Below are 26,318 nucleotides of genomic sequence, written 5' to 3'. Positions count from 1 at the left end.
AAATAGGCTAATTTAGCCGCCTTAGTTTGAATAGATGATAAAAGAAGTTGAAAATTGGTATGGTCGTTGGTTTGATACGGAATATTACCACATTTTATATCGAGATAGAGATAGTAATGAAGCACAACTCTTCATGGACAAGCTTACAACCTATCTCGGACTTGGGGCAGATGACGAAATATTAGATTTAGCTTGCGGTAAAGGCCGCCATTCCATTTATTTAAACAGTTTAGGCTTTGATGTTACAGGAGCTGATCTTTCTAAAAACAGTATTGACTTTGCCAAACAATATGAAAACGAAACGCTTCATTTTGTAGAACATGATATGTGTGTTCCTTTTGACAAACAATTTGATGCCGTTTTTAACCTTTTCACCAGTTTTGGATATTTTGATAGTGACGATGACAATTTAAGAGCACTGAAAGCCATCAAAAAAAATATTAATGAAACAGGATTGGCAGTACTAGACTTCATGAATGTTGATCAGGTAATACCAAATCTTGTTCCTCATGAGGTTAAGATGGTTGATGGTATTGAATTTCATATAGAACGTTATGTTGAAAACGGTCACATTATTAAAGAAATTACTTTTACCGTAGATGGCGAAAAACGTACTTATATAGAAAAAGTACGTTCTCTTTCTTTAGATGATTTTCAAAAATATTTTGATAAAGCTGGTATTGATCTTTTAGATATTTTTGGTGATTATAATTTGGGAAGCTTTAAGCAAGATTCGTCAGAGCGTCTCATTATGGTCTTTAAGTAATAATGGAATACCTTTTATTAATAGCATCTGTTTTAATTGCTTACCTAGTCGTCATTCTTTTCAAACCTATTATTGATAAGAAGCAAAAACTATTATTGGCATTTAGTGGATCCTTCTTGTTATCGATCACTGTTTTAGAGATGATTCCTGAGGTCTTTTCTAACAATTCAAAAACCATCGGGCTACTAGTAATGGTTGGTATCTTACTGCAAATTAGTTTAGAATTCTTGTCACGAGGTGCAGAGCATGGACATATGCATATCGACAAAGAGAAAAAAACATTCTCACTAGCGCTTATAATTGGTCTAACAATACATGCATTACTGGAAGGAATTCCTGTACATCATCATGATCACCTAGTTTACGGCATTATGGTCCACAAATTACCAATCGCGATAATACTAACCTCATTTACCATCAAAAGCGGATTTAGTAAAGGCTATACGTTTATCTTTCTACTCTTATTTTCTTTAATGACACCGCTAGGAAGTTATTTAGGCGAACATGTTTCATTTTTTCGAGACTATTTAGCCGAAATAAGTGCGGTTGTAATTGGAATATTCCTTCACATCAGTACGACTATTCTTTTTGAGAGTTCTGCTGGACATAAATTCAATTTGGCAAAAATCATTACAATCATCTTGGGAATTAGTGTCGCTTACCTAATACTTTAACTTCAGGTGTTTGATTCGGTCATATAGCTTTAGTTTACATTTTAATTGCATTAAAGTAATAAATCGATTTAGTCGAAGTACCTTTACCAAATGCCCACTTAGAGCTTATGTCAAAACTTCCCAAACAACATAAATTTATTGATCTATCGGATTACGGAAGATCGCCAGCTCGCCTCATTGCAAGATCTCTTAAAGGAACAAGCCTCACTCCCATTCATGTGACAACTATGTTCATTATTTCGGGAATTATTGCAATTATTTGTATGTTGAATAATTACAATGTTGCAGCCGCGTTTTTCTTAGTTTTAAAATCTGTTTTAGACGCAGCTGATGGTGAATTAGCTAGAATAAAAAACACACCATCTTATACCGGTCGTTATTACGACTCTATCGCCGACATCATTTTGAATTTTCTGTTCCTTCTTACCTTCTGGCACATCACAGATGGTTCTATTATCTTTATGCTACTCGCATTTATTGGGATTCAACTACAAGGAACGGTGTACAACTACTACTACGTTATACTACGAAATAATCTAAACGGCGACACAACAAGTAGAGTTGTTGAAAATGTCGTACCAGAAGCCATGGAAGGCGAAAAACAACGAACTGTCGATATCTTTTATAAGATTTACGATGTACTCTACATCGTTTTTGATAAGACCATCTATTACTTAGATAGAAATGCAATGAATGGTAAACCCTTTCCAAAATGGTTTATGACCCTAGTCTCCATGTATGGTCTGGGATTCCAACTTCTTATTATGGCTCTAATGCTACTTTTAAATTTAGAAGAATTTGTAATTCCATTTTTTATGGGATATTCTATCTTAATTTTAGTTTTTATTGGTATTAGAAAATACGTCTTAGAATAATACAACTCTCAAAGTAAGACTTTAAAATCTATAAAAAGCCCTAGAACTTAAAGACCCCTTTTATGGATTAATAATTTCTTCTCCTATTTGTTTTATAATAGCTGTATAAAAGGTTTTCTTGGATTTTATTCTAAAATTGATATACAGGATCCCAACGGTTTAAATATTAATGGTATACAATATATTATGGCAGCAATAAACAATAATTTTCTTCAGTTTATATAATGTAGTTAGCTAATAATAAGCCTGTTTTACTAAAATTAGCCTGTTATACAACTATTGTTACATTTTGTGCATCATTTGTATGGTATACAACCCAATAATGTGAAGTAATTTTCACTTGAGTTAATGAGAATTTATTTCTCATTTAATATAGAGTTCGGTTCGCAGAGATGGTCACGCTCAAAGATCCTCTTTTCGAACTTTAAAAATTGTTATGAAATACCATTTAAAAAATAAAAAACCCAAGTACATGAAAATATCTTTAATCTACAGTCTTATTATGCTCATTTCAGTTTCTTGCTCCAAATCAGACGTAAATGTGGTTACTGTTGAAGGGCCCGATGCTGAAGAAGAGCCAATTGAAAATCCAGATCCAACACCCAGTGGAGACTGGGAACTTATTTTCGAGGAAAACTTTGATGACCCAAGTTTAGCCCAGTGGAACATTTGGGAAGGCGGAGCTTTTAATAATGAAATTCAACTATACAAAAAGGAACAGCTAAATTTAGAAAATGGCATTATTTCATTTAATGCAAAGCGCGAAACGGTGCAAGGAAATACGAATCCGTTTGACAACACCACAAAGGACTTTGAATATGTTTCAGGGAGGGTGGAGAGTAAAACCTTATTCGGGCCTACAGAAGTAGCAGGAAATACGGAAATAAGAATTTCTGCAAGAATTAAATTACCTAAAGGAAACGGAATGTGGCCAGCATTCTGGTCTTATGGCGATGATTGGCCAACTAATGGAGAAATTGATATTTTAGAAGCGAGAGGCAATACTCCGTTAGAGTTTCAATCCAACATATTTTATGGAACTGAGGTGGGCACTCCACTCACAAAAAATGAGGATACTGAAAAAGTACACAACATCAACCAAGATTTGACTGATGATTTTCATGAATATCAGGTAATATGGACCGAAAATAAGCTTCAAATTTTCTTCGACAATCAACTATTGCACACTTATGATGCCAATGACAAAAACTTTGTCAACTCCTTATTTGGCAAAAAGCATCAGATCGTACTAAATGTAGCTGTGGGCGGAGCTTTCTTTAATGGTGTCGATTCGTCACAATTCGTTGAAAATTCGCAAATGCAAGTAGACTGGGTTAAAGTCTATAAACGATAATAAAATATGAGCCATTAGAGGGGCTGGGGATTTTTTAAGTAATGTATAGCTCCAATTTGGATACTGAAAAGGTGAAGCTATCAGTTCCTGCTGATTCTTTTGCCTTCTTATCTGCACTATTTTGTGTTTTTCATATAAATTGAACTATAATCTGTCTGAATCACCATTTATTAAAACAAAAAATCCAACCATTTTCATGATTGGATTTTCTTGGTCGGGTAGAGAGGATTAACCTCGTTCATCCTTTTTAGGGTATGTTGCTCAAGGAAACCCAATTCGGGCTATCGCCTGATTGTCTTTTTCTTTTCAAAAGTGCAAAAGCAAGCTCAGCACTTTTGAAAAGAAAAATCCAACCATTTTCATGATTGGATTTCCTTGGTCGGGTAGAGAGGATTCGAACCTCCGATCTCACGGCCCCCAGCCGTGCACTTTAACCGGACTAAGCTACTACCCGGATTGAGCGGCCAGATGGTTCCCTGGCCAATGAAACAGTCTATTAATTTATGAAATAGCCATTTCCTGTAAGGTTCGCAAAAATAGATAATCAGTATAAATACCAAAAGGATTTGACTTCGATTATTTACAAAAACTTAGTTGTTGCAGCTAAATGGATATTATAGCTTAATATTTATATGGTGACCTTCAATATTTTAATAACCAATTGAAACATTAAACGATACTTAACCTTTAATCTCAAATGAGTCAACTTGTAATTGTACTTTCTCAAAATGGGATTTTGAAGCATCGCAAACCGGACATGAATAGGTGTTAGGAAGATTTTTAAAGAGTGTTCCAGCTTCAATGTTTGCTTTTGAATCACCTGCTAGTTTATCATAGATAGTAAAGCACTGAGTGCATTGATAAATTCCGCGGCTTTCTAGCTGCTGTTCCACTTTGGTTTGCGTGAGTTTCGGTGTTGGATCATTTTTTAATTGTTTGAAATACGCCTTACTTAACTCCATCAATAATCCGGGTAGTTCAATTTTATCGATATCCTGTGCATAGGTAATATACGTTTGTGTATTTGGATCAAAATTTTCACAGTGTAACACATTATAAGTAGGCCTTACCTCGAATTCTTTTACGATAGTTGGTTGGCTGTTTTTTTCAATAATAATCGAAGCGAAATGGGTTTGCTTTTTCGGATTATTACTAATCCCAAACGTCAGCCCATACGTACTAATGTCATTTTGATCGAAACTTCTAACAAGAAACTTTTTAAGTGCTAAAGCATCTAGATCATCAACTGGTAAATGCCAGTTCATCTCTAATTGAGAATGACGTACATTAATTCCCCATTGCCCCAAAAAACGTTCTAATTCTGGACGACAGCTTTGCTTTATTCCTTTTACAATAAACGATTTCCAAGGTGTGATACATATCTTTCCGATACCATTGTCCAGACAAAAACTGCAAAATTCTTTTAAAAATAAAAGATCATATCGATTATTACGCCAATACAGGCCCAACCAATATTGATCTATTCCCATTCGATTCATTCCTTCATAATACGGAAATGTGAGATACGGTACGACGAGTTCTTTTTCAATGGTTTTGTTATTCGTATCAATGCGCTTATTCACAATAAAGAAAAGCTCCTCTACATCAGTAATATCTTCATACACATCTTCAATAGTTTTTGATACTAATGGAATATCCCAACTATAAATAAGTACGGGATAGTAAGCAGCCGTGTTCCATTGGGGAAGTTTAATATTTAAGTACCAATAATCCTCATTTTCTGAGGCTACAAAATTTAACTCACCACTAAACAAGGGAACCAAACGCTGTTTAGGATCGGTGATGTTTATTTTTAATTTAGGAATAAAGTCAAAGCCTTCAATAATGTATAAATACGTTGAGCCTTTCAACCAATAAGTCATATCAAATACATCGGCTGACACATAGGAGCTAACTATATTTTGATATTGCCGATCCGAAATGATGTCTGTATTAAAGGTTGAAATGCCTTCTAATTGCTCTTCTTCATCCTCTTTCAAAGGAAAAAGTAAATCTTGTCGAGAACCAAAATACACTTGTTTTTGACCCGCTGCTTCGAGCATGCTGATGATATCTTTTAACTCTCCAGGAGAAGTGACACCTCCTTTAAGTAAAATTCTATGTAAGTTATCGTTCATTCTCCACTAGTTTAAGCAGTAGTTAATTGTTTATCGAGCAGTTCCTTAACTTCAGGTTTACAGCTACCACATCCTAAACCGGCTCCTGTTTGTGAACACAATGAAGTAAAATCTGAACAGCCACCAGTAACTGCATCTAAGATGTTTCCTTCTCCTACTTGACCGCAAGAGCAAACCAACTTCCCTTTTAAAGGTTCACTATTGGAAACTCCTCTCAGTAATTCGTCCCTTTTTTCTGAAAGTTCTATTTCTTCTTCAATGAGTCTTTTAAATTCAGCAAACTCATTTTTATCACCCATAAGTATAACTCCTTTCAGCGTATCATCTTGTACAATACATTTTTTATAAAAGCGTTTGCTGACATCCATCAAGATAATTTCTTCATAGCTGTTGTCATCTTTTGGCGTATTCACCATACCAATACTACATAGGTCTAGATTTTCAAACTTGAGAATGTTCATTAAAACGGAGCCATTGTAAATGCTTCCATAGTCACCTAGAATGTAATTGGCCGCAATATCAGCCTGTTGTTCCGCTGCGGAGGTAATACCAAAAAGAGCATTATTAAATTCCGCTATTTCACCCAAAGCAAAAATTGAAGGATCACTAGACTGTAAATAGGAATTTACCAATACCCCACGACGTGTTTTTATATTGGACTGTTTTGCAAGCTCAATATTCGGCCGTGTACCAATGGCATATACAATGGCGTTACACTGAATAGTACGGCCTGTTTTTAAATTGACCAATAAGGAGTGTTTGGTTTCTTTTTCTTCAAAGACAGTACTTACTTCATTATCAAAATAAACGTTGATTCCCCGTTCAGCCACATCTTCAGCTAGTAAATTACTTGCGACACGATCTAACTGGCGCTCCATTAATCTAGGCGCACGCTGTACAATACTGATGTTAATATTGATCTTTTTTAAAGCAGCGGCCAGTTCTAAACCTAGCAATCCACCTCCAACAATTACAACATGCTGTTTTTCCGCAGGAAGATCCGTTTGTTTTAAGTAATGCCGAAGTTGGTCTGCATCTCCTCGTTCTCGCATCGTAAACCGACCGGGCTGTTGCATTTGCACATCGCTGGGAACAAACGCGCGACTTCCTGTAGCCATGATCAATAAATCGTAACTATGCTGCTTCCCATCACTATCAGTAACTAACTTTTTTTCTGAATCGATATTCGTAATCCCTAAACCAGCATGCAAATATACCCCTAGTTTATCGACCTCTCCCTTCTTTAATTTTTCTAAGGATTCCCACGAAAGTTCATCGCTTACATACTCTGGTAAAAGCACACGATTGTAAAAAGGATCTTTCTCTTTTGAAAAGATATGCAATTCATCATTAATGTTTTTCTCTCTATACGATTGAATAAAACGATACGAAGCTGCACCAGCGCCAATGACTATAATTTTTTGTTTTGGTTTTTGAAACTTTTCGACTTGTACAGCACAATACTTAAAATCGGGTTCTTTTGAAATAGGATCTACTGCATCATTAGTAATGTTATTGGCTCTACCAAAATCGTTATTGAACACTTTTCCCCAATGCATAGGAAGAAACACTACGCCGTCACGAATATCAAAATTCACCTTGATCTTAACCTGTACTTGCCCCCTTCGACTTTTAATTACAGCTATATCGCCTTCCTTAAGTTTTAGCAGATGAGCATCCACCGCATTCATTTCTAAATACGGCTGCGGGATATGAGTTAATAAGCGTTTCACTTTTCCAGTTTTTGTTCGTGTATGCCATTGATCTCGAACGCGACCTGTATTTAATATAAGAGGGTATTCCGCATTGGTCTCTTCTGATGTGTTGTATAAACTTTGCGGCAGGTTAAAATGGGCTTTTCTATCATTCGTATAAAAACTAAAATCTTCAAACAAGCGCGGTGTCCCTTTATGTGTTGAATGTGGTACCGGCCATTGAAAACTACCTTCGTTTTTAAGTCTATCATACGACAATCCCGAAATATCAATATTCGTACTCTTAGTCAGCAAGCAATGTTCATCATAAACCTCGCTCGTATTTTTATAATCAAATCCTTCGTAACCCATTGCCTGAGCAAAACGCCATAGGATTTCTGAATCAGCTAAGGCTGCACCGGGTGGATCGATCACTTTAGGTAGATAGCTGATGCGGCGCTCAGAATTGGTCATTGTTCCTTCTTTTTCTAACCATCCAGCTGCGGGCAAGAGTAAATCAGCGAACTTAGTAGTCTCCGAATTATGTGATATATCTTGTACAATTACAAAAGCAGCATTTTTCAGTGCTTTTTCCACCTTGCGGGCATTTGGCATGCTTACTACTGGATTCGTACAGATTATCCAAATGGCCTTTAACTTCCCACTTTCTAAGGCATCAAACATTTCAGTAGCGGTATAGCCAGGCTCCTTTTTAATATGATCAACACCCCAGAAATCTGCCACTTGAGCTCGATGTTCAGGATTTCCTAAGTCCTTATGTGCGGCCAATAGACTAGCCATTCCTCCTACTTCACGACCGCCCATTGCATTGGGCTGACCGGTAAGTGAAAAGGGGCCGCATCCTGGCTTTCCTATTTGTCCAGTGAGTAAGGATAGGTTTAAAAGCGAAACGTTTTTAGAGACCCCAATCACACTTTGGTTAAGGCCCATTGTCCACATACTTATAAACTTATTGGCATTGCCGATGTATTGAGCCGCCTTTTTTAAGTCTGAAAACTCAATTCCACATTTATCGGCAGCTTGTCGAATGGTCAAGGAAAATGCCATCTCCTTAACCGCTTCGTAGTTAACTGTGTGTTTCTTGATAAAAGCTTTGTCTATTTTTCGTTTTTCAATGAGCAAACGAGCAATGGCATTGAATAGAATTACATCGGTTCCAGGTAGAATTTGTAAATGCAGATCGGCTGCTGCGGCGGTCTGCGTTTTTCTAGGATCTACAACGATAACTTTTACATTGGGGTTTTGATCTTTATGCGCTTCTAGACGTCTATAAAGAATAGGATGACACCAAGCTGGGTTTGCTCCTGCTATTAAAAAACAATCAGCGAGCTCAATATCAGCATAGGAAATGGGAACGGAATCTTCACCAACCGTTTTCTTATATCCTACAACGGCAGAACTCATGCACAAACGAGAGTTGGTGTCTATGTTATTCGTTCCTATAAAACCTTTGGTTAGTTTATTGGTTAAATAATATTCCTCAGTAAGACATTGACCAGACACATAAAAACCTACACTATCAGGACCGTGTTTGGCGATAATACTCTTGAAGACAGCAGCTGCTCGCTCGAAAGCAGTATCCCATGATACTTTTTGTAGTGGGTGATTTCTGCTCCATCGCATTTCGGGATACAAAATTCTGTCAGTTGTGTCTTGCGCAACGTAGTTCAAATTTTTGCCTTTGGAGCATAACATTCCTTTATTTACAGGATAATCCGGATCGCCCTCTACTGAAATTGTCCCTTTAGCATCAACATCAACCAATATACCACAACCAACGCCACAATAGGAACAAATGGTTTTTTCTTTCTTCTTTTTCTGCATTGAATTTGCCTTTGAAAATCACTATCAAATTCCATTAGCAAATTAGAAAATTACGTACTATTACGTAGTGACAATATGGTAATAGTTGTCGTTATTTTTGCAGCATTGATAATAATGCTAGGGCTTTATTATCATTTTACAAAAAGCTTGTAAACCAAATCGATATAGCGGTAATGAAGACTTAAGCCAAGTTAAACTCTTGGGCCTTTTTCGAAAGATCCATCAAATTCTTGACTTCCATTTTTCGCATTAAGTTAAAGCGATGGGTTTCAACGGTACGTTTACTATTCTGTAGTTTTTCGGAAATCTGTTTGTTGGTCAATCCTGATAACACTAATTCTAATACCTGAATTTCTTTATTAGTCAGATCGAATGGATTGTCTGTCTTTACAGATTTTTTCGAGGTAGCGGTCGCTTGTTTCTGAGGATTAAGCAAATTATTTACCAATACTTTCGAGATATCACCGCTGTAATAAGTACCTCCTTCCTGTACGACATGTATCGCTTTAATAAACTCCGCCTTACCGGTATCTTTTAGCAAATAGCCTTTTGCCCCAGCAGCAACTGATTGCAAAATATACTCTTCAGAGTCATGCATTGAAAGAATAATAGACTTTACACCGCTATTGGACTTATTTAGCTGTTCAACCGCCTGAATACCGGTCATATTTGGCATTCGGATATCAATAATCAATACATCTGGCTTTTTCTCAGCAACCAAATTTATAGCTTCGACACCGTCAATTCCTTCTCCAATAACTTCAAGATCGTCTTCACTTTCCAACAAAGCTCTTATTCCGTCACGTACAAGCGAATGATCGTCTACTAAAACAATGGTGGTTCTATTCAAAATATAAGTAGTTATACGTACAAATATAATCAGCCTGCGAAGCTTATCAAAATGTAATTAACACATGTGATTTAAAGCAAAACTGCCACAACCAAAAAAGTGGTCATAGCAGTCAATTGAAGCATCTTGTAGTTTTTCTTAATCCACTTTCTTAGTATTCAAAAACTTAGGCTTGATCGTTAATTGCACCCATCCCCAGTTCTGATTGTCTGCAGCAAGATCTTCTGAAACTCCTTTTAATTCGTACATGCCGTCACTAGCAAACATTTGTGAATAGCCAATTGCTAAGCCAAATCCTTTAAACTTCTTCGCAAATACCAAATCAACCTCGGTACCAAGTGAAGTTTCACCGCTTGGCAAATCTTGTTCACCACTAAAATTCAATACTTTGACAAGTAAACTTGATTTTTCACCTAATGCGAATTTTGCACTTGCATGAATATCCGTCAATCCGACAGAGTTTGCATGATTCCCTACGTAGAAATAATCCATAAAACCGTTGAATTTATGATTGGTACCGAACAATGGGAAAAATGCCTCGGTTGCATCCGCAGTACTTGCATCATTTCCGCTAATAATTTCAGCTCCTAAACCAAGGGTAACCTTCGAAGAGGCTTTATAGGTAAGATCTAATCCAAGTAAATACGCACCATCCACTTCAAGACTATTTTGTCTTTCTCCAGTTTGTAAATAACCATTAAATGCCGCTCCAAAATTCCCATTTTTATAGTTTAAATGAGTTCCAAAGGTTTGTAAACTACTAACACCATCCGCTACTCGAGCATCTGCCGGTCCTGTAAAATTTTGAAAACCGTTATTTAAAATTAAAGCGCTAGCAGAAAAACTATTCCATTGTTGTTTCAGGTAGGCATACTGCATGGTTTTATAAGTGAAAAACCCTAGCGTATTAAATGTATTCCCTACTGACTGGAAACCCGCCGGATTATTAAAATCCTGATTAAATGCCAGACCAAGATCCATCATGAATTTACCTTTCTTGTATTTTATTAAGGCAGCATCATGATTTCTTGCCTGTTGCGTCCAATCAACCGCACCAAAAATACGCTGATCATCATATACCAATAATTGTCGACCTAGTTTGGTAGAAAAACCTTCACCCAATTTGATATCAGCCCAGGCTTGGAAAATCGCAAAAGAGTTATTACTGTCTTCCGGTCTAAGCTGTCTGTTTTCCCCCCAAACTATTACATCTTGTAGACTTACATAAAACTTATAAGAATCAAATTGATAGCCAGCATTAAGACGTAAACGTGTTGAAATCGCATAACCGGCATCAGCAGCATCAGGAATGATACTTCCAAAACCGTGACGGTATTCTGTTCGTGGTTTAAACTCGCCATCTAAGGTAAATTGAGCATTAATATAATTAACCGATAGGCATAATAGGATTATTAAGCTGCTTAACTTTTTCATATTCAAGTTGTTTTAATAAATTAGTTTGTTTTTAGTGTTCTAGAAAATCGATCAAGTGTTTTCGGTATTCGTAATAATCGTCGTGTTCTAAAACTGATTTTCTTGTTCGTGGACGTTGGAATTCTATATCTAAAATATCTCCGATTTTAGCTCGTGGTCCGCTAGTCATCATGACTACACGATCAGCCAAAAAGATGGCCTCGTCAACATCATGGGTAATCATGACTGCAGTAATTTTTTCCTTATTCCATATCTCAATTAGAATATCCTGCAATTCACCTCGAGTAAGCGAATCTAACATCCCAAATGGCTCATCTAGTAACAAGACCTGAGGTTTTATGGCAAATGCTCTGGCAATACCAACGCGTTGTTGCATACCTTGTGATAGTTCGGCAGCCTTTTTATTGAACGCCCCAGCTAAACCGACTTTATCTAAGTAGTATTTGGCAATATCTTTTCGCTCTTTTTTTGAAACATGCGGAAAAACCTGATTAACTCCAAGCATCACATTTTCTAAAGCGGTCATCCATGGCATTAAACTTGGTGATTGAAAAATCACACCGCGATCAGGCCCAGGTCCTTTTACAGGATTTCCTAAAACAGAAATATTGCCTCCAGAAATAGGATTTAGACCGGCAATCATAGAAAGCATCGTTGTTTTACCGCAACCAGAATGCCCAATGATGGTGACAAATTCTTCTTTCATAATTTGAAGATCTAGGTCTTCGAGTACCACATAATCCCCTTTAGGCGTGGGATACACCTTTTTCAGTTTAGCCAAATCGAGCATTACCTTTGAAGGAAATACAATACCGTTTTCTGCTACTGTCGTTTGATTTAATGTCTCCATGCTCATAGCTATTATTTTAATTAGGCGACAAAGCTTTTTGGACTTACTTCAGGAAGCTTAAACTCCTCACTCGACGATGATTTTCTAGACTCTCCGATATCCATCAAATACTCAATTATGGCATTTCGAGTCTTTTTAAAATTAAGATTGTCGTTAAGTGCCGTTTTATCTCTAGGCCTATCGATCTCAATTTTAAACTCTGGTCCCAAAGTTGCCTTAGGCCCCGGTTTTAATGGAATAATACGATCTGCCATATAAATACCTTCATCGACATCATTAGTAATTAATAATGCTGTACGTTTGTCTTGACTCCAAATATTAAGTATCTCATCTTGAAGATTACCACGTGTTAAGGCATCTAAAGCACCTAAGGGCTCATCCATAATTATCATTTCGGGATTCATAGCAAGTGCTCTTGCAACCGCAACTCGCTGTCTCATTCCGCCAGAAAGTTCTTTCGGTCTTTTGTTGATTGCAGGCGTAAGCCCTACCATGTCAACATATTCACTCACCCGTTTTTTCAAGAATGATTTGTCCTTTTTAGGATACGCTTCTCTGACCGCCATAAATACATTTTGACCAACGGTAAGCCATGGTAGCAAGGAGTAATTCTGAAAAATGACCCCTCTTTCGTGACTCGTATCCACTACTCGCTTTCCTTTAAACAAAACTTCACCACTAGTCGGCCTTAAAAGTCCGTTTATTAGATTGACTAAGGTTGTTTTGCCGCTTCCCGTAAATCCAACGATCGCTACAAACTCCCCTTCTTCTATAGACAAATTAATATTAGATAACACTTCGGTTTGGTTTGCGCCTTCACCGTAGGTTTTGTAGACATTTTTTAATTCCAGATAAGCCATCTTATTTCGTTTAAAAATGATTAAACTGCTTCGTTTTTATTAAAAGAAACTCCATTCTGCACAGTAAGCATAAGCCTATCTAATAAGAAACCGATAATGCCAATTACAAACATGGCCACAATTATTTTCGCATTAGAATCGTTTGCTCCATTTTGGAATTCTTCCCAAACAAATAATCCTAGACCTTGACTTTGGGCTAAAAGTTCGATTGCTATTAATACCATCCATGCTACAGACAATGTAATTCGCAATCCGGTAAATATTAATGGCAAAGATGATGGTAGAATCACTTTAAACACTTTTTGAAAAGTGCCTAGTTTTAGAACTTTAGCTACATTGATATAATCCTTATCAACTGAAGATACGCCCATTGCAGTATTGACCAAGGTCGCCCACATGGCGCAAAGACCAACGCTAATAAATGAGATAACAAAAGCGTTATCAGTACTATCACCAATGTATAGCGTTTTTACAATCATAAAAACCAATAAGTACCAAACCACAGGAGAAACTGGCTTAAAAACTTGAATAAACCAATTGAACGCACTGCGTAATGACGGACTAAGTCCTATTATGATTCCGATAGGTACTGCAATTAAGAGTGCCAACAGGAAACCAGCGAATACCGTTTTAATACTAGTCAATACAATATCTATAAAAGATGCTCTACCGGTATATACAATTGCATCTTTACCTTTTGCGATTAACTTGGCGTTTACATCAGCCATTTTTGCCGAAAAAGCGGCTTTGTCGGCAGTAATTACTTTATGATCGGCAATTAGCGACTGTAATGAAGACCACACTTGTGCTGGCGAGGGCAAGGTATTTGGCTGACAGCTACTCTCACCCGATGCAATGCAATCACGCTCAGCATCTGCTGCCGCTTGACCACGTTCAGTCAAGGCCTTCTCTATTTTAAAGGACGCCTCTTTATTATAAAGCGCTTTAGAACCTAAATGCCATAATCCCAAGAATAATAGTATTGAAAGTACCGTTATTCCAGTTTTTTTAAGACTGGACAACACGCTTTTCTTCTGAAATCTTGAAGTCAATTTCAATAACAAAGGCTTCAAAAACGATGAATTTTGTCCTTGCTTTAATATAATTTCTTGTCCCATAATTTTTGGTATTAAATCAATTTACTGCACTGCCTTATCCTTATTCCCAATAGAAAAACTATTGATGTATCCTATAGGATCTTTTGCATCAAATGAATTTCCATCGATGAATTCGCTGGTTGGCGGCTTGTAGCCATCCGTTTGAGGAATGTCGCTTGCAGGAATTTGCCCTTCAGCCACTAGTAAGTCGGCAGCTTTTTTCCAGATATCAGGTCGATAAATATCTTTAATAGTTTCGCCATACCACTGCGCACTTTTCGTTTCTGGAATTTGTCCCCATCGACGCATTTGAGTCAAGAACCAGATCCCATCAGAATAAAATGGGTAAGTTGCATTGTATTTGTAAAACACGTTAAAATCGGGCATTGCACGCTTATCACCTTTCTCAAATTCAAAGGTTCCGGTCATAGAGTTAGCAAGCACCTCTTCTGGTGCTCCTACATATTGTGACATCGATAATATTTTAACTGCCTCTGCTCTATTCGCTGGCTCATCTAACCACTTCCCAGCTCTAATCAATGCCTTGGTTACGGCAATAGCAGTATTTGGATTTTCATCAACAAACTTCTTTGTCATTACAAATACCTTTTCAGGATTGTTTTTCCATATATCGTAGTTTGTAGTTACCGGAACACCAATACCTTTAAATACGGCTTGCTGATTCCAAGGTTCTCCTACACAATAACCGTAGATTGTTCCTGACTCTAGCGTAGCTGGCATTTGTGGCGGAGGTGTAACTGACAATAATACTTCAGCATCAATTTGTCCTTGTACATTGTCGGCAGTATACATTCCCGGGTGAATTCCTGCTGCAGCTAACCAATAACGTATTTCGTAGTTATGAGTAGATACCGGAAAGACCATGCCCATTTTAAATGGCTTACCACTATTCTTATAATCTGTAATTACGGGTTTTAAAGCGTCTGCCTTTATAGGATGAACTGGCTTACCATCTGCCCCTTTAGGAACATTAGGCTCCATTTTTGACCACACATCATTAGAAACGGTAATCCCGTTTCCGTTTAAATCCATTGAAAACGGAGTGACTAATTGCGCTTGTCTACCAAAACCAGCACCTGCAGCTATCGGCTGACCGGCTAACATATGTGATCCATCTAATTGACCATCTATAACACGGTCTAATACATTTTTCCAATTAGACTGCGCCTCTACAGAAACGTATAAACCTTCATCTTCGAAAAAACCTTTTTCCTTTGCGATGGCCAAAGGAGCCATATCTGTTAACTTGATGAAACCAAAAGTAAGTTGTGGCTTCTCTATATCTAAGGTCTTTGTTTTTGATGTCGCTGTGTCTGTATTAACAGCAACAGTATCCTTTTTTGATTCTTTTCCGCCACAGCCTATCAATATATAGATAGATACCAAAAAGACCGACGCTTTGATTAAAGTTAATTTCATTTTCAATAGATTTAATTGTTAAACATTCTGTTGATGTGTCAAAAATACGTACTACTACGTATTAATACGTAATAATATTTGAAAAAAATATCATTTAATACGTATTTTTACGAGTAATCAATTATGATGCACAAAAAATCTTGGGATTGAGAAAAAAAGAATATTGAAATTGAGAAATTCCAATTTTTAAAAGAATAAAATCTAAGTGAAAGATGAAGATTTAGCAGCGAGCAGACTATACTATTGGCTTGAACGAGTAATTACAGATGTGGATACAATACCCGTTGCACTTCCTCTTCGAAAAATGCCGCATGTTTGGTTACAACCTCACCAACAACAATAATACCAGGCTTTGAGGTGTCAATAGTATGAATTAAATTGGATATATCTCCTAGTGTAGAAACGGTACACTTCTCATTAGATAATGTTCCATTTTGAATGATTGCTATAGGTGTAGATAACCCCCTGTATTTAAGGATTTCGTTAGTAATATTAGCTAATCTTCGAATTCCCATAAGTATTACCATAGTAGCTGAGGATCGCGAGGCATGTTGAAGATCTTCTGAAAAAGAGCCGTCTCGCTTGGTCGCAGTCATTACCCAAAAACTAGTACTTACACCTCGTGTAGTCATGGGAATACCTTGGCTAGACGGAACTGCTAATGCACTAGAAATTCCAGGAACAATTGATACTGAAATTCCAAAAGACTCTACAAAATCAATCTCCTCATACGCTCTCCCAAAAACAAAAGGATCACCACCTTTTAGGCGAACAACATGACCATGTTTAAATGCATTTTCTACAATCATTATATTAATATCGTCTTGAGTAAACGAATGTTGACTACAACGTTTTCCTACGTATATTTTAGGGATCGACACATCAACTTGATTAAGTAGCTCTTTACTCACCAATGCATCGTACAAAATTACATCAGCCGACTGCAACACCCTTAAACCTCTTACTGTTATAAGATCTTCGCTACCAGGACCGGCGCCTACTAAACTAACTTTTGGCTGAATGTCAAACTTCATTTTATCAAATTTTTGAATCTACATTATCAAATTGACAACAATAGTACGTATTTATTTCCAAATAATTACACATATAATACGTATTAATACGTAATATTGTCCTATGATTAAAAATGAATACGTATGAAAACAATCATTGTTGTTGGAAATGGAATGGTGGGTTATAAATTTTGCGAGAAGTTTGTAGCAAAGGCCAATAGCGACCAATTTAAACTCATTGTTTTTGGTGAAGAACCCAGAGAGGCTTATGACCGTGTACATTTAAGTGAGTTTTTTGAAGATGGCAATGCCGATCGTTTAAGCTTAGCACCACGATCTTGGTACGATGAGAATGACATTACATTATGTACTAATGAGAGAGTCATCAATATTGACAGTACTAATAAAACCATTGATACTTCTAAAGGAAATACAGTAACATACGATCAATTGGTCATAGCAACTGGCTCTGTTCCTTTTGTACCTCCTATTCGTGGTGTTGAAAAGAAAGGGGTTTTTGTGTACCGCACCATAGAAGATCTTGAGGAGACGCTCGCTTATGCCGAAACGATTAAAGGTGGAAAGGCAGCTATTTTAGGTGGAGGCCTTTTAGGACTTGAAGCTGCGAAAGCGGTTATGGATATGGGCTTGGAAGCCAATGTAGTCGAATTTGCCCCAAAATTAATGCCCAGACAGCTGGACACAAGAAGTAGTAAGGTGCTGCAGGTAAAGCTAGAATCGATGGGAATTAACATTCACCTAAGCAAAGCCACCAATCAGATATTAGGAAATGGGAAAATTACAGGAATGGAATTTGGTGAAGATGATATGCTCGATGTTGACATGCTCGTAATTTCAGCTGGAATTCGCCCAAGAGATGAATTGGGAAAAAGCACAGGGCTAGCTATGGGAACTAGAGGAGGAATCATCGTAAACAACAAAATGCAAACGTCTGATCCGAATATTTTTGCAATCGGTGAAGTGGCTTTATATAATGAAATGATTTACGGTCTAGTCGCACCAGGCTACGAAATGGCACAAGTTGCGGTTGATCAAATTTTGGAAGAAAAAGAAACGGTGATGGCATCGTCGATTGATATGTCAACCAAACTAAAATTGATTGGAGTTGATGTGGCTAGCTTTGGTGTACCATTTATGCCAACGGCAAAAGGGCATTCAATCATTTTCGAGAACAAAACCCAAAGCTTATATAAAAGAATCAATGTTAGTCATGATGGGAAAAAATTGCTAGGCGGTATACTTGTTGGGGATGCATCGGACTACAATATGCTTCTACAGCTATACCAAAATGAAATGCCGTTACCTGAAAATCCAGAAGCACTAATTATAGGAAGTCGCGGTGAAGGAGAAGCTTCATTTGGCAGTGCAATGGACTTACCAGATACTGCAGTAGTTTGCTCATGCGAAGCAGTTACAAAAGGCGCTATTTGTTGTTCAGTGCTTGAAGATGGAAATGAAACCGTAAAAGCGGTTGCAAAAGACACAAAAGCCGGAACGGGTTGTGGTGGTTGCAAGCCAATGGTGGTAGATTTAATAACTGAAAGCCTTAAAACTATTGGAAAAACAGTAAAAGAGCGTATTTGCGAACACTTTGACTATTCTAGGCAGGAGTTATTTGACATTGTTAAGCTAAGAGAAGTTGACAACTTTGATGAATTGATTGATTTGGCAGGAAGTGGTCATGGCTGTGAAGTTTGTAAACCAGCTGTTGCCGCAATTTTCGCTAGCATTTACAATGAAACGGCAAACCGGCAAAACACCATTCAAGATACGAACGACCGGTATTTAGCCAACATTCAACGTAATGGAACCTATTCCGTGGTACCAAGAGTTGCCGGAGGAGAAATCACACCCAAACAGCTAATGGCACTAGGTCGTATCGCTCAAAAATATGATCTATATACCAAGATAACTGGTGGGCAACGTATTGACATGTTTGGCGCAAAATTGCATGAACTACCACTTATTTGGGAGGAACTAATTAAAGAAGGCTTTGAAACCGGGCAAGCATACGGAAAATCACTTAGAACGGTTAAAAGCTGTGTTGGCTCAACCTGGTGTCGATATGGTATGGATGAAAGTGTCAGTTTTGCTGTGGAAATTGAACATCGTTACAAAGGAATACGCTCACCGCATAAATTTAAAGGCGGTGTATCAGGATGTATCCGAGAATGTGCTGAGGCAAGAGGTAAAGATTTTGGATTTATAGCCGTAGAAGGTGGTTGGAATGTGTATGTAGGTGGAAATGGCGGTGCCAACCCAAAACATGCCGAACTTCTAGCTGAAAAGGTGGATAAAGAAACCGCCATAAAATATGTGGATCGTTTTATTATGTTCTATATTAAAACAGCACAACCACTTCAACGAACCGCTCCTTGGTTAGATAAACTAGAGGGTGGCATTACTTATTTGCAAAACATAGTTATCAACGATTCTTTAGGAATTGCTGATGAACTTGATAGGGAAATGCAAGCCTTGGTCGATTCTTATAAATGCGAATGGAAGGAAGCTGTGGAAACACCAGAAATCAGAGAGCGCTATACGCATTTTGTGAATTCAGAAGAGACTGACAACAACATTGAATTTGTATCACTCAGAGATCAAAAAATGCCTAAACAATGGGCTTAATCAAATTACATTAACAAGAACCATCTAGGTCTTTTTACGGAGTCCTTCATTTAAAACAATAGTTATGATTACGACTTTAAATATGTATCAAACAGTACTTCCTGAAGCAGTAAACATCTGGTTTAAAGCAGCCCATATCTCTAAATTTCCAAAAAACGGTGGTGCATGTATTAAATACAAGGATAAGCAAATTGCAATATTCAATTTCGCAAGAGAAAATACGTGGTATGCCTGCCAGAATTTATGTCCCCATAAAATGGAAATGGTGCTGTCACGCGGGATAATTGGCGAAGAGAACTCAGAACCTAAAGTTGCTTGTCCGCTGCATAAAAGCACATTCTCTTTAAAAACAGGAGACAATTTGAATGGTACTTTGGATCCAATCGCGACCTATCCCGTTAAAATTGAAAATGACTTTGTGTATGTAGGCTTTTCTGAATAGCTTTAGCGAAATTCAAATACATGCCTAATCAAGATAAACTTCAGCACGCTTTTCAACTATTTGATGCGGCCAACCAACAAGACCCTAATACGGAAGTTTTTGAAGGAAAATCATATCCAAAAGAGTTGCTGTATGCACATAGAATGACAAGGCAGTTAAATCGGTTTTTTCCGGATGCATCGGAAGCGTTGCAATTAACCGCTAGATGTCAACATATCTGTCGATGGGAAATTGCACGAAACTCCTTCCCCATGAATCGCGAAGGCTATTTAAGATGGCGGCAGGAATTAAAAAAATTTCATGCAGAAAAGGCAGCTACCATATTACGAGAAGTAGGATACTCTGAGGAAATGATCGAGAAGGTGCAGTTTCTTCTTCTAAAAAAGCAATTGCGCAAAAATGAAGAAACTCAAGTTTTAGAAGATGTCATTTGTTTGGTTTTTTTAGAATACTATTTCGAAGCTTTTGCAATGAAATATCCAAAAGAAAAAACAATCGATATTTTGCAAAAAACATGGTGTAAAATGTCGGAGAAAGGACAAAAAGCCGCTTTAGAGCTTCCTCTTTCGGAATATGCATTAAGTTTCGTGTCTGAAGCGATTAATGCTTAATCGAGTACTTTGATAATAATTCAATTATAACAATGTCTAGCGAAAAACGTCAAAAACCATTAGACACAGCGACTTTCTTACGAATTCGCAAGTGGTATTTATTGGCATTTGCTACCATTGCATTAACCATTATCATTGCGCAAATATTAATTCAATCACACCTCAACTCTCAACTTAGCGATTCGCGTGTTATCAATGTGGCTGGTCGTCAACGGGCATTAAGTCAAAAACTGGTGAAGGAAGTCTTGCTGTTAAGCCCTTCAAATGATACGACAGTACAAAATCAAATTGTATCGCAGATTAATCAGACCTTGTTACTATGGAAAACTTCACACATCGGACTACAATCTGGTAATAGTGAAATAAATCTTCCGATAGAAAAAGACACTGAGATTCTTTTACTATTTAAAGAAATTGATATTCATCATCAAGCAATGGTCAACGCTACAGAAACCATTGTATCGCAATTAAAAAGTAGCAATTTTGATTTTGAAAAAGAGAAAAACGTGCTACTTGACAACGAGCGCGATTTTTTGAAAATGATGGACAATATTGTCAACAAATATGATGAACGCAGTAATAAGAAACTTCAAAATTTAAAACAAAAAGAATATTTATTAGTCGCCCTTTCATTACTAATCCTACTGCTAGAAATAATTTTCATTTTTAAACCACTATCCATTCAAATTCGTAAGACGATTTCTAATTTAATGCAAAGTCAATTAGAATCTGATGGAAACACAAAAAAAATAGAGAACTTACTAGTAGAAAAAGAAAAATCGCTTCAGGAACTTCGAGAACTTAATTTCGTCATCGACAATGCCGCGCTTTTTGCGAGTGCCCGTAATGACGGTAGTATTGTATTTATTAGTAAGAAGTTTACAAACTTATTGGGCTTGCGAAAAGATCAACTTAATAGTCCTTTATCTGAATTGTTAACAAAGGATGAAGGTCAGCAGCAATACTTAAAGCAAGTTTTAAAAAGCAACAGAAAGACCAATATTAGAAATGAGGAAATTGAAATTACCACTTTTAAAGGAGAGCATATTTGGTTAGATATTTCGATCATTCCTATGCATCAGGCCAGCAAACAACAAAGCATTTTAATCTTGTGTTCCGATATAACAGAGCGAAAGCAAAACCAGTTAAAAGTAGAACAACTTACCGAGCAGAACTTTGAAGAACAGATGTTGCAAAAAAAGCAACAAGCCAGCCAAATTGTTGAAGGTCAAGAAGAAGAACGCAAGCGTATTGCAAAAGACATTCATGACGGAATTGGACAAATGCTCACAGCACTAAAGTTCAACATCGAGTCGATTGAACCGAATGATAAAGAAAAAACCGTTGAAAAAATTGCGTATCTAAAGGACCTGACTGCCGATTTAATAAAAGGAGTAAGAACGGCAACTTTCAATTTAACACCTCCGGAATTAAGCGATCATGGCGTTTTTCCCGCATTGCATAAAATGACTATTGAGCTGTCTAAACTTACTGGTAAGAAAGTGCTGTTTGAAAACAAATCAGAAGAGAATATCCGATTTGATTCTTTAGCGGAAACCAACATTTATAGAGTGACTCAAGAAGCCGTTAATAATGCCATAAAATATGCTCAGGCAAACTATATTTTGGTAACCATTAACTTTGCCAATGATATTTTGAGCATTGTCATCGATGATGATGGTAAAGGTTTTGACCCTTCTATTTTAAATGACGTGCCAAAAAATAATAGTGAAGGTGGTATGGGCTTATTCTTTATGAAAGAACGAATAAGTTATATTAACGGTCGTTTGTTTATCAACTCCCAACCCGGCAAAGGAACGCGAGTTACTATCAATTATAAAACTGAAAAAAACGAGGCAATACATGGATCGTAACGAATTATATCCTGTTTTTTTAAAAGTATCTCAGCTCGATATTTTAATTGTGGGTGGCGGAAATGTTGCCTTAGAAAAATTAACCTTTTTACTAAAATCGAGCCCGAATGCCAAAGTAAGCATGGTTTCGCCAATGTTTAGACCTGAAACTATAGCTTTAGCCGAAAAATTTAATATTGAGATGCATATTGATCATTACAATTCATCTTACTTAGAAGGCAGGCATATGGTAGTCGCAACTACAGATAATGTTCCTGTAAATGAACAAGTTTATCATGATTGTAGAGAGCGAACTATTTTAGTTAATGTAGCCGACAACCCACCTTTTTGCGATTTTTATATGGGCGGCATTGTTACCAAAGGAAATGTGAAAGTGGCGATCTCGACCAACGGAAAATCTCCCACAACTGCAAAACGTTTACGACAATTTTTCGAAGATGTTATTCCAGACAATATTGATGATCTTGTCAAAAACCTCAACGAATTTCGTAAAACCATTAAGGGCGATTTTGAGGAAAAAGTGCAAACCCTGAATGAGTTTACAAAGGGACTAGTCAACGAAAAGGAAGAAGATGAAAATTAGAATTAAAGGAAACTCTATTCGATATCGGTTAACCAAATCAGAGGTCAAGACTTTCTGCGAAACGGGGAAAGTAATGCAGCAAGCCCATTTTGACAGCCAAACTTTTACATATTCTCTTGAAGCCAAGGAAGAGGATTTCATTCTTAATGCTGATTTTCAAAGTAACACTATCACGCTGTATTTAAATAAAACCAATAGTGAAGATTGGTTTGATAATGATCAAGTAGGGTTTTCTCAAACTATAATCACTTCTAATGGTAATGAATTAGCCTTATTAGTTGAAAAAGACCTTGTTTGTATGGATTCACGAGATGAAGACCAATCAGATAATTATCCGAATCCTAAATTGGCTAATTAGCAAGTCACCCAAATCTTAGAACAAAGTTAAAAAGCTATACTATATAACCGAATAACCAGGTTCATACCGAGACTTTTTTGGGAATTATGTATCTTTGCATTAGCAAATGAAAAAAGTAATTCATAAAATAACGGCTTTGTTTTTATCATTTATTGTGCTAGTGGCATCAGTATCATTCACAATAGATATGCATCATTGCGGGTCTACCTTAGTTGATATTGCTTTTTTTGATGAGGCCCATGGCTGCGGAATGATCATGGAAAACTCCTATGATTCCAATACCTCATTTGAGGTTTCTAAAATGGCATGCTGCACAGATACTTTTATTGCTGTAGAAGCACAAGATGAATTGAATACTGCTACTTTCAACTTACAACTTGAGCAGCAATTATTTCTTGCTTCATTTGCTTATAGCTATATTAATCTTTTTGAAGGTTTAGCTGAAAATATTGTTCCTTTTGATGGTTATCCGCCACCAATTCTCACTGAAGACATTCATGTCTTGCAAGAGACCTTCTTAATTTGATTTATAATTCACTACCTCGTATTACTCACAGGTTGAATTATAAATACAAAAACAATGAAATACATATATATATCGCTTTTTTTCGTGATGTCATTTGTGAAAACAAATGCGCAAGGGCCACCTATTACTGCCGATAAGCCCATTATGCTTGGTGGTAATAGCTTCACTACAAAAACACTTATTGAAATTAGGAATACAGAAAGAGGCTCAGTCGTTTATGCTCCCTTAATGTTGCATTACCTACCTACTTCTAACTCTTTAGTGGCAGTTCACCTCCCTTATGTGGATTATGATCTTAATAACATTTCAGGATCTGGACTTGCTGATATTAAGATACTTGGTAAGTATCAATTTTACCGTAAGGATGCTACTGGTAAAACCTTTCGTGTAGTAGCCAAGACATTTCAAAGTTTACCCACAGGAAAAGAAATTGATGTTATGGAAATTAGCACTGGAAAATATTCCGGTTACTATGGCATAGTTTCTGGATATGAAACATTGAAATATGGTATTTCTACCGAAGTTGGATACAATTGGATGCCAGATGGCACATTAGATGAGTTTAGAGCCAAATTAGGATTCGGATTACCGCTGCTAAAGCCACAGTATCCTAATAAGCAATTGAATCTTTATTTTGAATATACAAGTGCCTTTTTACCAGAAAGAGATTGGTATCAGTTATTGTATGCACAAGGAATTCAATATGCCGGTAAAAACATCACTTTTGATCTAGCGGTGCAATTACCATTAACACAAACGGTAGATGCCGGGCGTGAATTAAAAAACAGTGTATTTATTGGTACACGATATACATTTTAAAATTTAAAACATAAAATCATGAAAAAAATAGTAATAATCATATTCGCAGTTTTAATGGTAGTTCCTGCCATGAACATGAGCGCACAAAAAAGTTTTGATCAATTTGAAGTACAAGTAGATGGACTAGGCTGTCCGTTTTGTGCTTATGGACTTGAAAAAAAGTTCAAAGAGTTCAAAGGAATTAAAAAAGTGAAAATTGACATTGAAACTGGCGATTTTAGCTTTGCATATCCAACTGAAAAAGCACTCAGTTTAGATGCAGTTACGCAACAAGTAAATAAAGCCGGATACACACCAATGTCGGGGAAAGTGACAAGAGCCGATGGTACTATTGAAGAAATTAGTGCTTCTAACCTTGCAACAATTAATAGTAATGAGAGTACCAAGCAGGCATTTGTCGCGGGTAATTGCGAAATGTGTGAAGCGCGAATTAATAAAGCTGCATTGTCAGTAGCTGGGGTTTTGAAATCTAATTGGGATCGGGAAACTAAAATGTTAGAAGTTAGTTTCAATAGTAAACAAACCAACTTAAAAAAGATTGAAAAGGCCATCGCTAAAGCCGGGCATGATACAAAAAATCACAAGGCAAAAGCTGATACTTATGGTGAATTACCGGGCTGTTGTAAATACGAACGTATCGAGTAGTCAAATAAATAGCCTATAATTTATTAAGCGTATGTATGCATTTCAAAAAAAATGGGATGAATACGCTTTACAAATAAGAAGAAATGAAAAATCATATCATATATATTGCCATTGCGCTACTTATTACAAGTTGCAATACAAAAACAAAAGAAGTTAGTTGGCAACATGCCAATACCACAAAACTAGATGGTGTAAACCCTATAGGTATCACCATCAATAATGAAGGTACTTGGTTAAGCGATGGTGATCACAATCGATTAGTACTAATTAATAAAGAGGGAGAAATTGTTAGAACTATAGATTCTCTTGAAAGGCCAATGCATATCGCTAGTACGGAAAAAGAAATTCTAATTCCACAATACGGTAATGACCAAATTACCATAATTAAAGGGGATAATCACAGTAATCTTATCTTAAATGACTCATTAGATGCTCCGGCTGGTGTCGCTGTATATCGCAATGAAAAAGCCATTGCAGATTTTTATAATAATCGGATTTTATATAGTGCAGATAGCGGTAATTATATCAGTTTTGGTACAGAAGGAAAAGGCGAAGGTGAACTCTACTACCCTACTGATGTTCATATTACCAAAGAATATATCTGGGTTGCTGATGCCTACAATAACCGCATTCAGGTTTTTGATAAAGAAGGAAAATTCAAAATGATGATTGGCGAAGATCAGAAAATGAACGCAGCTACCGGTATCTTCGTTTCGGATAAAGAAGTATTCATCACCGATTTTGAAAATAGTCGTGTTTTGGTGTTTACATTAGAAGGAGTTTTAAAGCAAGTTCTGGAAACAGCGATTAAAAAACCAACCGATGTTTTGGTAAAAAAGAAGAAGTTGTATATCACCAATTATCGTACAAGCGAGTTAACCATTTACGAGTTAAAGCCTACAGAGTCAACCAAATCTTGAT

Annotated in this window: 23 protein-coding genes and 1 tRNA gene; 14 read left to right on the top strand and 10 right to left on the bottom strand. The window is 36.8% G+C overall.

The features are described 5' to 3' along the window. Window positions 1-34: 34 nt before the first annotated feature. From GWK10_RS03790 to GWK10_RS03775, 4 genes are all read left to right on the top strand, one after another. A complete protein-coding gene (locus GWK10_RS03790; RefSeq protein ID WP_164029590.1) occupies window positions 35-766 on the top strand; it encodes a class I SAM-dependent methyltransferase in 732 nt (243 codons plus the stop codon). A 2-nt stretch (window positions 767-768) separates the two neighbouring features. Then, window positions 769-1,440 (top strand): ZIP family metal transporter, encoded by a 672-nt coding sequence (locus GWK10_RS03785; RefSeq protein WP_164029589.1) that lies wholly within the window; start codon window positions 769-771, stop codon window positions 1,438-1,440. Window positions 1,441-1,547: 107 nt separating this feature from the next. Then, the gene (locus tag GWK10_RS03780; RefSeq protein ID WP_164029588.1) at window positions 1,548-2,315 is read left to right on the top strand and encodes a CDP-alcohol phosphatidyltransferase family protein; all 768 of its coding nucleotides are present in this window, start codon (window positions 1,548-1,550) and stop codon (window positions 2,313-2,315) included. 472 nt (window positions 2,316-2,787) lie between these two features. After that, complete coding sequence (locus GWK10_RS03775; protein ID WP_164029587.1) at window positions 2,788-3,669, top strand: glycoside hydrolase family 16 protein; 882 nt, start codon at window positions 2,788-2,790, stop codon at window positions 3,667-3,669. Window positions 3,670-4,045: 376 nt separating this feature from the next. Here the strand turns inward: GWK10_RS03775 and GWK10_RS03770 are convergent. The 10 genes from GWK10_RS03770 to cobA all read right to left on the bottom strand — a co-directional run bounded on the left by GWK10_RS03770 (window position 4,046) and on the right by cobA (window position 16,911). After that, window positions 4,046-4,123, bottom strand: a tRNA-Pro gene (locus GWK10_RS03770). Between the two features lie 226 nt (window positions 4,124-4,349). Next, window positions 4,350-5,807 carry a rubredoxin gene (locus tag GWK10_RS03765; protein WP_164029586.1) on the bottom strand — a complete coding sequence of 486 codons (1,458 nt, stop codon included), beginning with the start codon at window positions 5,805-5,807 and terminating at the stop codon, window positions 4,350-4,352. An 11-nt stretch (window positions 5,808-5,818) separates the two neighbouring features. Beyond that, window positions 5,819-9,346 (bottom strand): nitrate reductase, encoded by a 3,528-nt coding sequence (locus GWK10_RS03760; protein WP_164029585.1) that lies wholly within the window; start codon window positions 9,344-9,346, stop codon window positions 5,819-5,821. A 181-nt stretch (window positions 9,347-9,527) separates the two neighbouring features. Continuing rightward, entirely contained in the window at window positions 9,528-10,196 is a 669-nt protein-coding gene (locus tag GWK10_RS03755) for a response regulator transcription factor (protein WP_164029584.1), read from the bottom strand. A 138-nt stretch (window positions 10,197-10,334) separates the two neighbouring features. Beyond that, window positions 10,335-11,630: an alginate export family protein gene (locus tag GWK10_RS03750; RefSeq protein ID WP_164029583.1), complete on the bottom strand. Its 1,296-nt coding sequence runs from the start codon at window positions 11,628-11,630 to the stop codon at window positions 10,335-10,337. A 31-nt stretch (window positions 11,631-11,661) separates the two neighbouring features. Beyond that, complete coding sequence (locus GWK10_RS03745; RefSeq protein ID WP_164029582.1) at window positions 11,662-12,486, bottom strand: ABC transporter ATP-binding protein; 825 nt, start codon at window positions 12,484-12,486, stop codon at window positions 11,662-11,664. Window positions 12,487-12,500: 14 nt separating this feature from the next. Next, complete coding sequence (locus GWK10_RS03740; protein WP_164029581.1) at window positions 12,501-13,340, bottom strand: ABC transporter ATP-binding protein; 840 nt, start codon at window positions 13,338-13,340, stop codon at window positions 12,501-12,503. A 20-nt stretch (window positions 13,341-13,360) separates the two neighbouring features. After that, window positions 13,361-14,458 carry an ABC transporter permease gene (locus GWK10_RS03735; protein ID WP_164029580.1) on the bottom strand — a complete coding sequence of 366 codons (1,098 nt, stop codon included), beginning with the start codon at window positions 14,456-14,458 and terminating at the stop codon, window positions 13,361-13,363. A 21-nt stretch (window positions 14,459-14,479) separates the two neighbouring features. Beyond that, the gene (locus tag GWK10_RS03730) at window positions 14,480-15,877 is read right to left on the bottom strand and encodes a CmpA/NrtA family ABC transporter substrate-binding protein (RefSeq protein ID WP_164029579.1); all 1,398 of its coding nucleotides are present in this window, start codon (window positions 15,875-15,877) and stop codon (window positions 14,480-14,482) included. Between the two features lie 260 nt (window positions 15,878-16,137). After that, a complete protein-coding gene (cobA, locus tag GWK10_RS03725; protein ID WP_164029578.1) occupies window positions 16,138-16,911 on the bottom strand; it encodes a uroporphyrinogen-III C-methyltransferase in 774 nt (257 codons plus the stop codon). Window positions 16,912-17,034: 123 nt separating this feature from the next. Between cobA and nirB the strand changes: the two genes are divergently transcribed. The 10 genes from nirB to GWK10_RS03675 all read left to right on the top strand — a co-directional run bounded on the left by nirB (window position 17,035) and on the right by GWK10_RS03675 (window position 26,317). Then, window positions 17,035-19,539 (top strand): nitrite reductase large subunit NirB, encoded by a 2,505-nt coding sequence (gene nirB, locus GWK10_RS03720; protein WP_164029577.1) that lies wholly within the window; start codon window positions 17,035-17,037, stop codon window positions 19,537-19,539. Window positions 19,540-19,603: 64 nt separating this feature from the next. Further along, window positions 19,604-19,981: a nitrite reductase small subunit NirD gene (gene nirD, locus GWK10_RS03715; RefSeq protein ID WP_164029576.1), complete on the top strand. Its 378-nt coding sequence runs from the start codon at window positions 19,604-19,606 to the stop codon at window positions 19,979-19,981. 20 nt (window positions 19,982-20,001) lie between these two features. Continuing rightward, the gene (locus tag GWK10_RS03710) at window positions 20,002-20,592 is read left to right on the top strand and encodes a DUF4202 domain-containing protein (protein WP_164029575.1); all 591 of its coding nucleotides are present in this window, start codon (window positions 20,002-20,004) and stop codon (window positions 20,590-20,592) included. A 32-nt stretch (window positions 20,593-20,624) separates the two neighbouring features. After that, window positions 20,625-22,466, top strand: a complete 1,842-nt coding sequence (locus GWK10_RS03705; protein WP_164029574.1) for an ATP-binding protein — start codon at window positions 20,625-20,627, stop codon at window positions 22,464-22,466. Beyond that, the gene (locus GWK10_RS03700; protein WP_164029573.1) at window positions 22,456-23,049 is read left to right on the top strand and encodes a precorrin-2 dehydrogenase/sirohydrochlorin ferrochelatase family protein; all 594 of its coding nucleotides are present in this window, start codon (window positions 22,456-22,458) and stop codon (window positions 23,047-23,049) included. The genes GWK10_RS03705 and GWK10_RS03700 overlap by 11 nt, the downstream gene beginning before the upstream one ends. Next, entirely contained in the window at window positions 23,039-23,407 is a 369-nt protein-coding gene (locus tag GWK10_RS03695) for a DUF7009 family protein (RefSeq protein ID WP_164029572.1), read from the top strand. Before GWK10_RS03700 ends, GWK10_RS03695 begins: the two co-directional genes overlap by 11 nt. Before the next feature lie 106 nt (window positions 23,408-23,513). Next, window positions 23,514-23,933 carry an HYC_CC_PP family protein gene (locus GWK10_RS03690; RefSeq protein ID WP_164029571.1) on the top strand — a complete coding sequence of 140 codons (420 nt, stop codon included), beginning with the start codon at window positions 23,514-23,516 and terminating at the stop codon, window positions 23,931-23,933. Between the two features lie 54 nt (window positions 23,934-23,987). Then, window positions 23,988-24,752, top strand: coding sequence for a hypothetical protein (locus GWK10_RS03685; protein ID WP_164029570.1), 765 nt, complete (start codon window positions 23,988-23,990; stop codon window positions 24,750-24,752). Between the two features lie 18 nt (window positions 24,753-24,770). After that, window positions 24,771-25,397, top strand: coding sequence for a heavy-metal-associated domain-containing protein (locus tag GWK10_RS03680; protein WP_164029569.1), 627 nt, complete (start codon window positions 24,771-24,773; stop codon window positions 25,395-25,397). An 83-nt stretch (window positions 25,398-25,480) separates the two neighbouring features. After that, entirely contained in the window at window positions 25,481-26,317 is an 837-nt protein-coding gene (locus tag GWK10_RS03675) for an NHL repeat-containing protein (protein ID WP_164029568.1), read from the top strand. Window position 26,318: the final 1 nt, after the last annotated feature.

The sequence above is a fragment of the Spongiivirga citrea genome (genome assembly GCF_010671565.1).
GTDB classification, from domain to species: Bacteria; Bacteroidota; Bacteroidia; order Flavobacteriales; family Flavobacteriaceae; genus Spongiivirga; species Spongiivirga citrea.
Note: the sequence above shows the minus strand (reverse complement) of the source record. Positions and strands in the feature narration are given on the sequence as shown.

Coding starts and splice junctions, on each gene's coding strand:
- nirB (WP_164029577.1), top strand. CDS start 17,035: ATGAAAACAATCATTGTTGTTGGAAATGGAATGGTGGGTTATAAATTT.
- GWK10_RS03700 (WP_164029573.1), top strand. CDS start 22,456: ATGGATCGTAACGAATTATATCCTGTTTTTTTAAAAGTATCTCAGCTC.
- GWK10_RS03745 (WP_164029582.1), bottom strand. CDS start 12,486: ATGAGCATGGAGACATTAAATCAAACGACAGTAGCAGAAAACGGTATT.
- GWK10_RS03735 (WP_164029580.1), bottom strand. CDS start 14,458: ATGGGACAAGAAATTATATTAAAGCAAGGACAAAATTCATCGTTTTTG.
- GWK10_RS03765 (WP_164029586.1), bottom strand. CDS start 5,807: ATGAACGATAACTTACATAGAATTTTACTTAAAGGAGGTGTCACTTCT.
- GWK10_RS03685 (WP_164029570.1), top strand. CDS start 23,988: ATGAAATACATATATATATCGCTTTTTTTCGTGATGTCATTTGTGAAA.
- GWK10_RS03680 (WP_164029569.1), top strand. CDS start 24,771: ATGAAAAAAATAGTAATAATCATATTCGCAGTTTTAATGGTAGTTCCT.
- GWK10_RS03740 (WP_164029581.1), bottom strand. CDS start 13,340: ATGGCTTATCTGGAATTAAAAAATGTCTACAAAACCTACGGTGAAGGC.
- GWK10_RS03695 (WP_164029572.1), top strand. CDS start 23,039: ATGAAAATTAGAATTAAAGGAAACTCTATTCGATATCGGTTAACCAAA.
- GWK10_RS03760 (WP_164029585.1), bottom strand. CDS start 9,346: ATGCAGAAAAAGAAGAAAGAAAAAACCATTTGTTCCTATTGTGGCGTT.
- cobA (WP_164029578.1), bottom strand. CDS start 16,911: ATGAAGTTTGACATTCAGCCAAAAGTTAGTTTAGTAGGCGCCGGTCCT.
- GWK10_RS03775 (WP_164029587.1), top strand. CDS start 2,788: ATGAAAATATCTTTAATCTACAGTCTTATTATGCTCATTTCAGTTTCT.
- GWK10_RS03730 (WP_164029579.1), bottom strand. CDS start 15,877: ATGAAATTAACTTTAATCAAAGCGTCGGTCTTTTTGGTATCTATCTAT.
- nirD (WP_164029576.1), top strand. CDS start 19,604: ATGATTACGACTTTAAATATGTATCAAACAGTACTTCCTGAAGCAGTA.
- GWK10_RS03705 (WP_164029574.1), top strand. CDS start 20,625: ATGTCTAGCGAAAAACGTCAAAAACCATTAGACACAGCGACTTTCTTA.
- GWK10_RS03750 (WP_164029583.1), bottom strand. CDS start 11,630: ATGAAAAAGTTAAGCAGCTTAATAATCCTATTATGCCTATCGGTTAAT.
- GWK10_RS03710 (WP_164029575.1), top strand. CDS start 20,002: ATGCCTAATCAAGATAAACTTCAGCACGCTTTTCAACTATTTGATGCG.
- GWK10_RS03785 (WP_164029589.1), top strand. CDS start 769: ATGGAATACCTTTTATTAATAGCATCTGTTTTAATTGCTTACCTAGTC.
- GWK10_RS03780 (WP_164029588.1), top strand. CDS start 1,548: ATGTCAAAACTTCCCAAACAACATAAATTTATTGATCTATCGGATTAC.
- GWK10_RS03790 (WP_164029590.1), top strand. CDS start 35: ATGATAAAAGAAGTTGAAAATTGGTATGGTCGTTGGTTTGATACGGAA.
- GWK10_RS03675 (WP_164029568.1), top strand. CDS start 25,481: ATGAAAAATCATATCATATATATTGCCATTGCGCTACTTATTACAAGT.
- GWK10_RS03690 (WP_164029571.1), top strand. CDS start 23,514: ATGAAAAAAGTAATTCATAAAATAACGGCTTTGTTTTTATCATTTATT.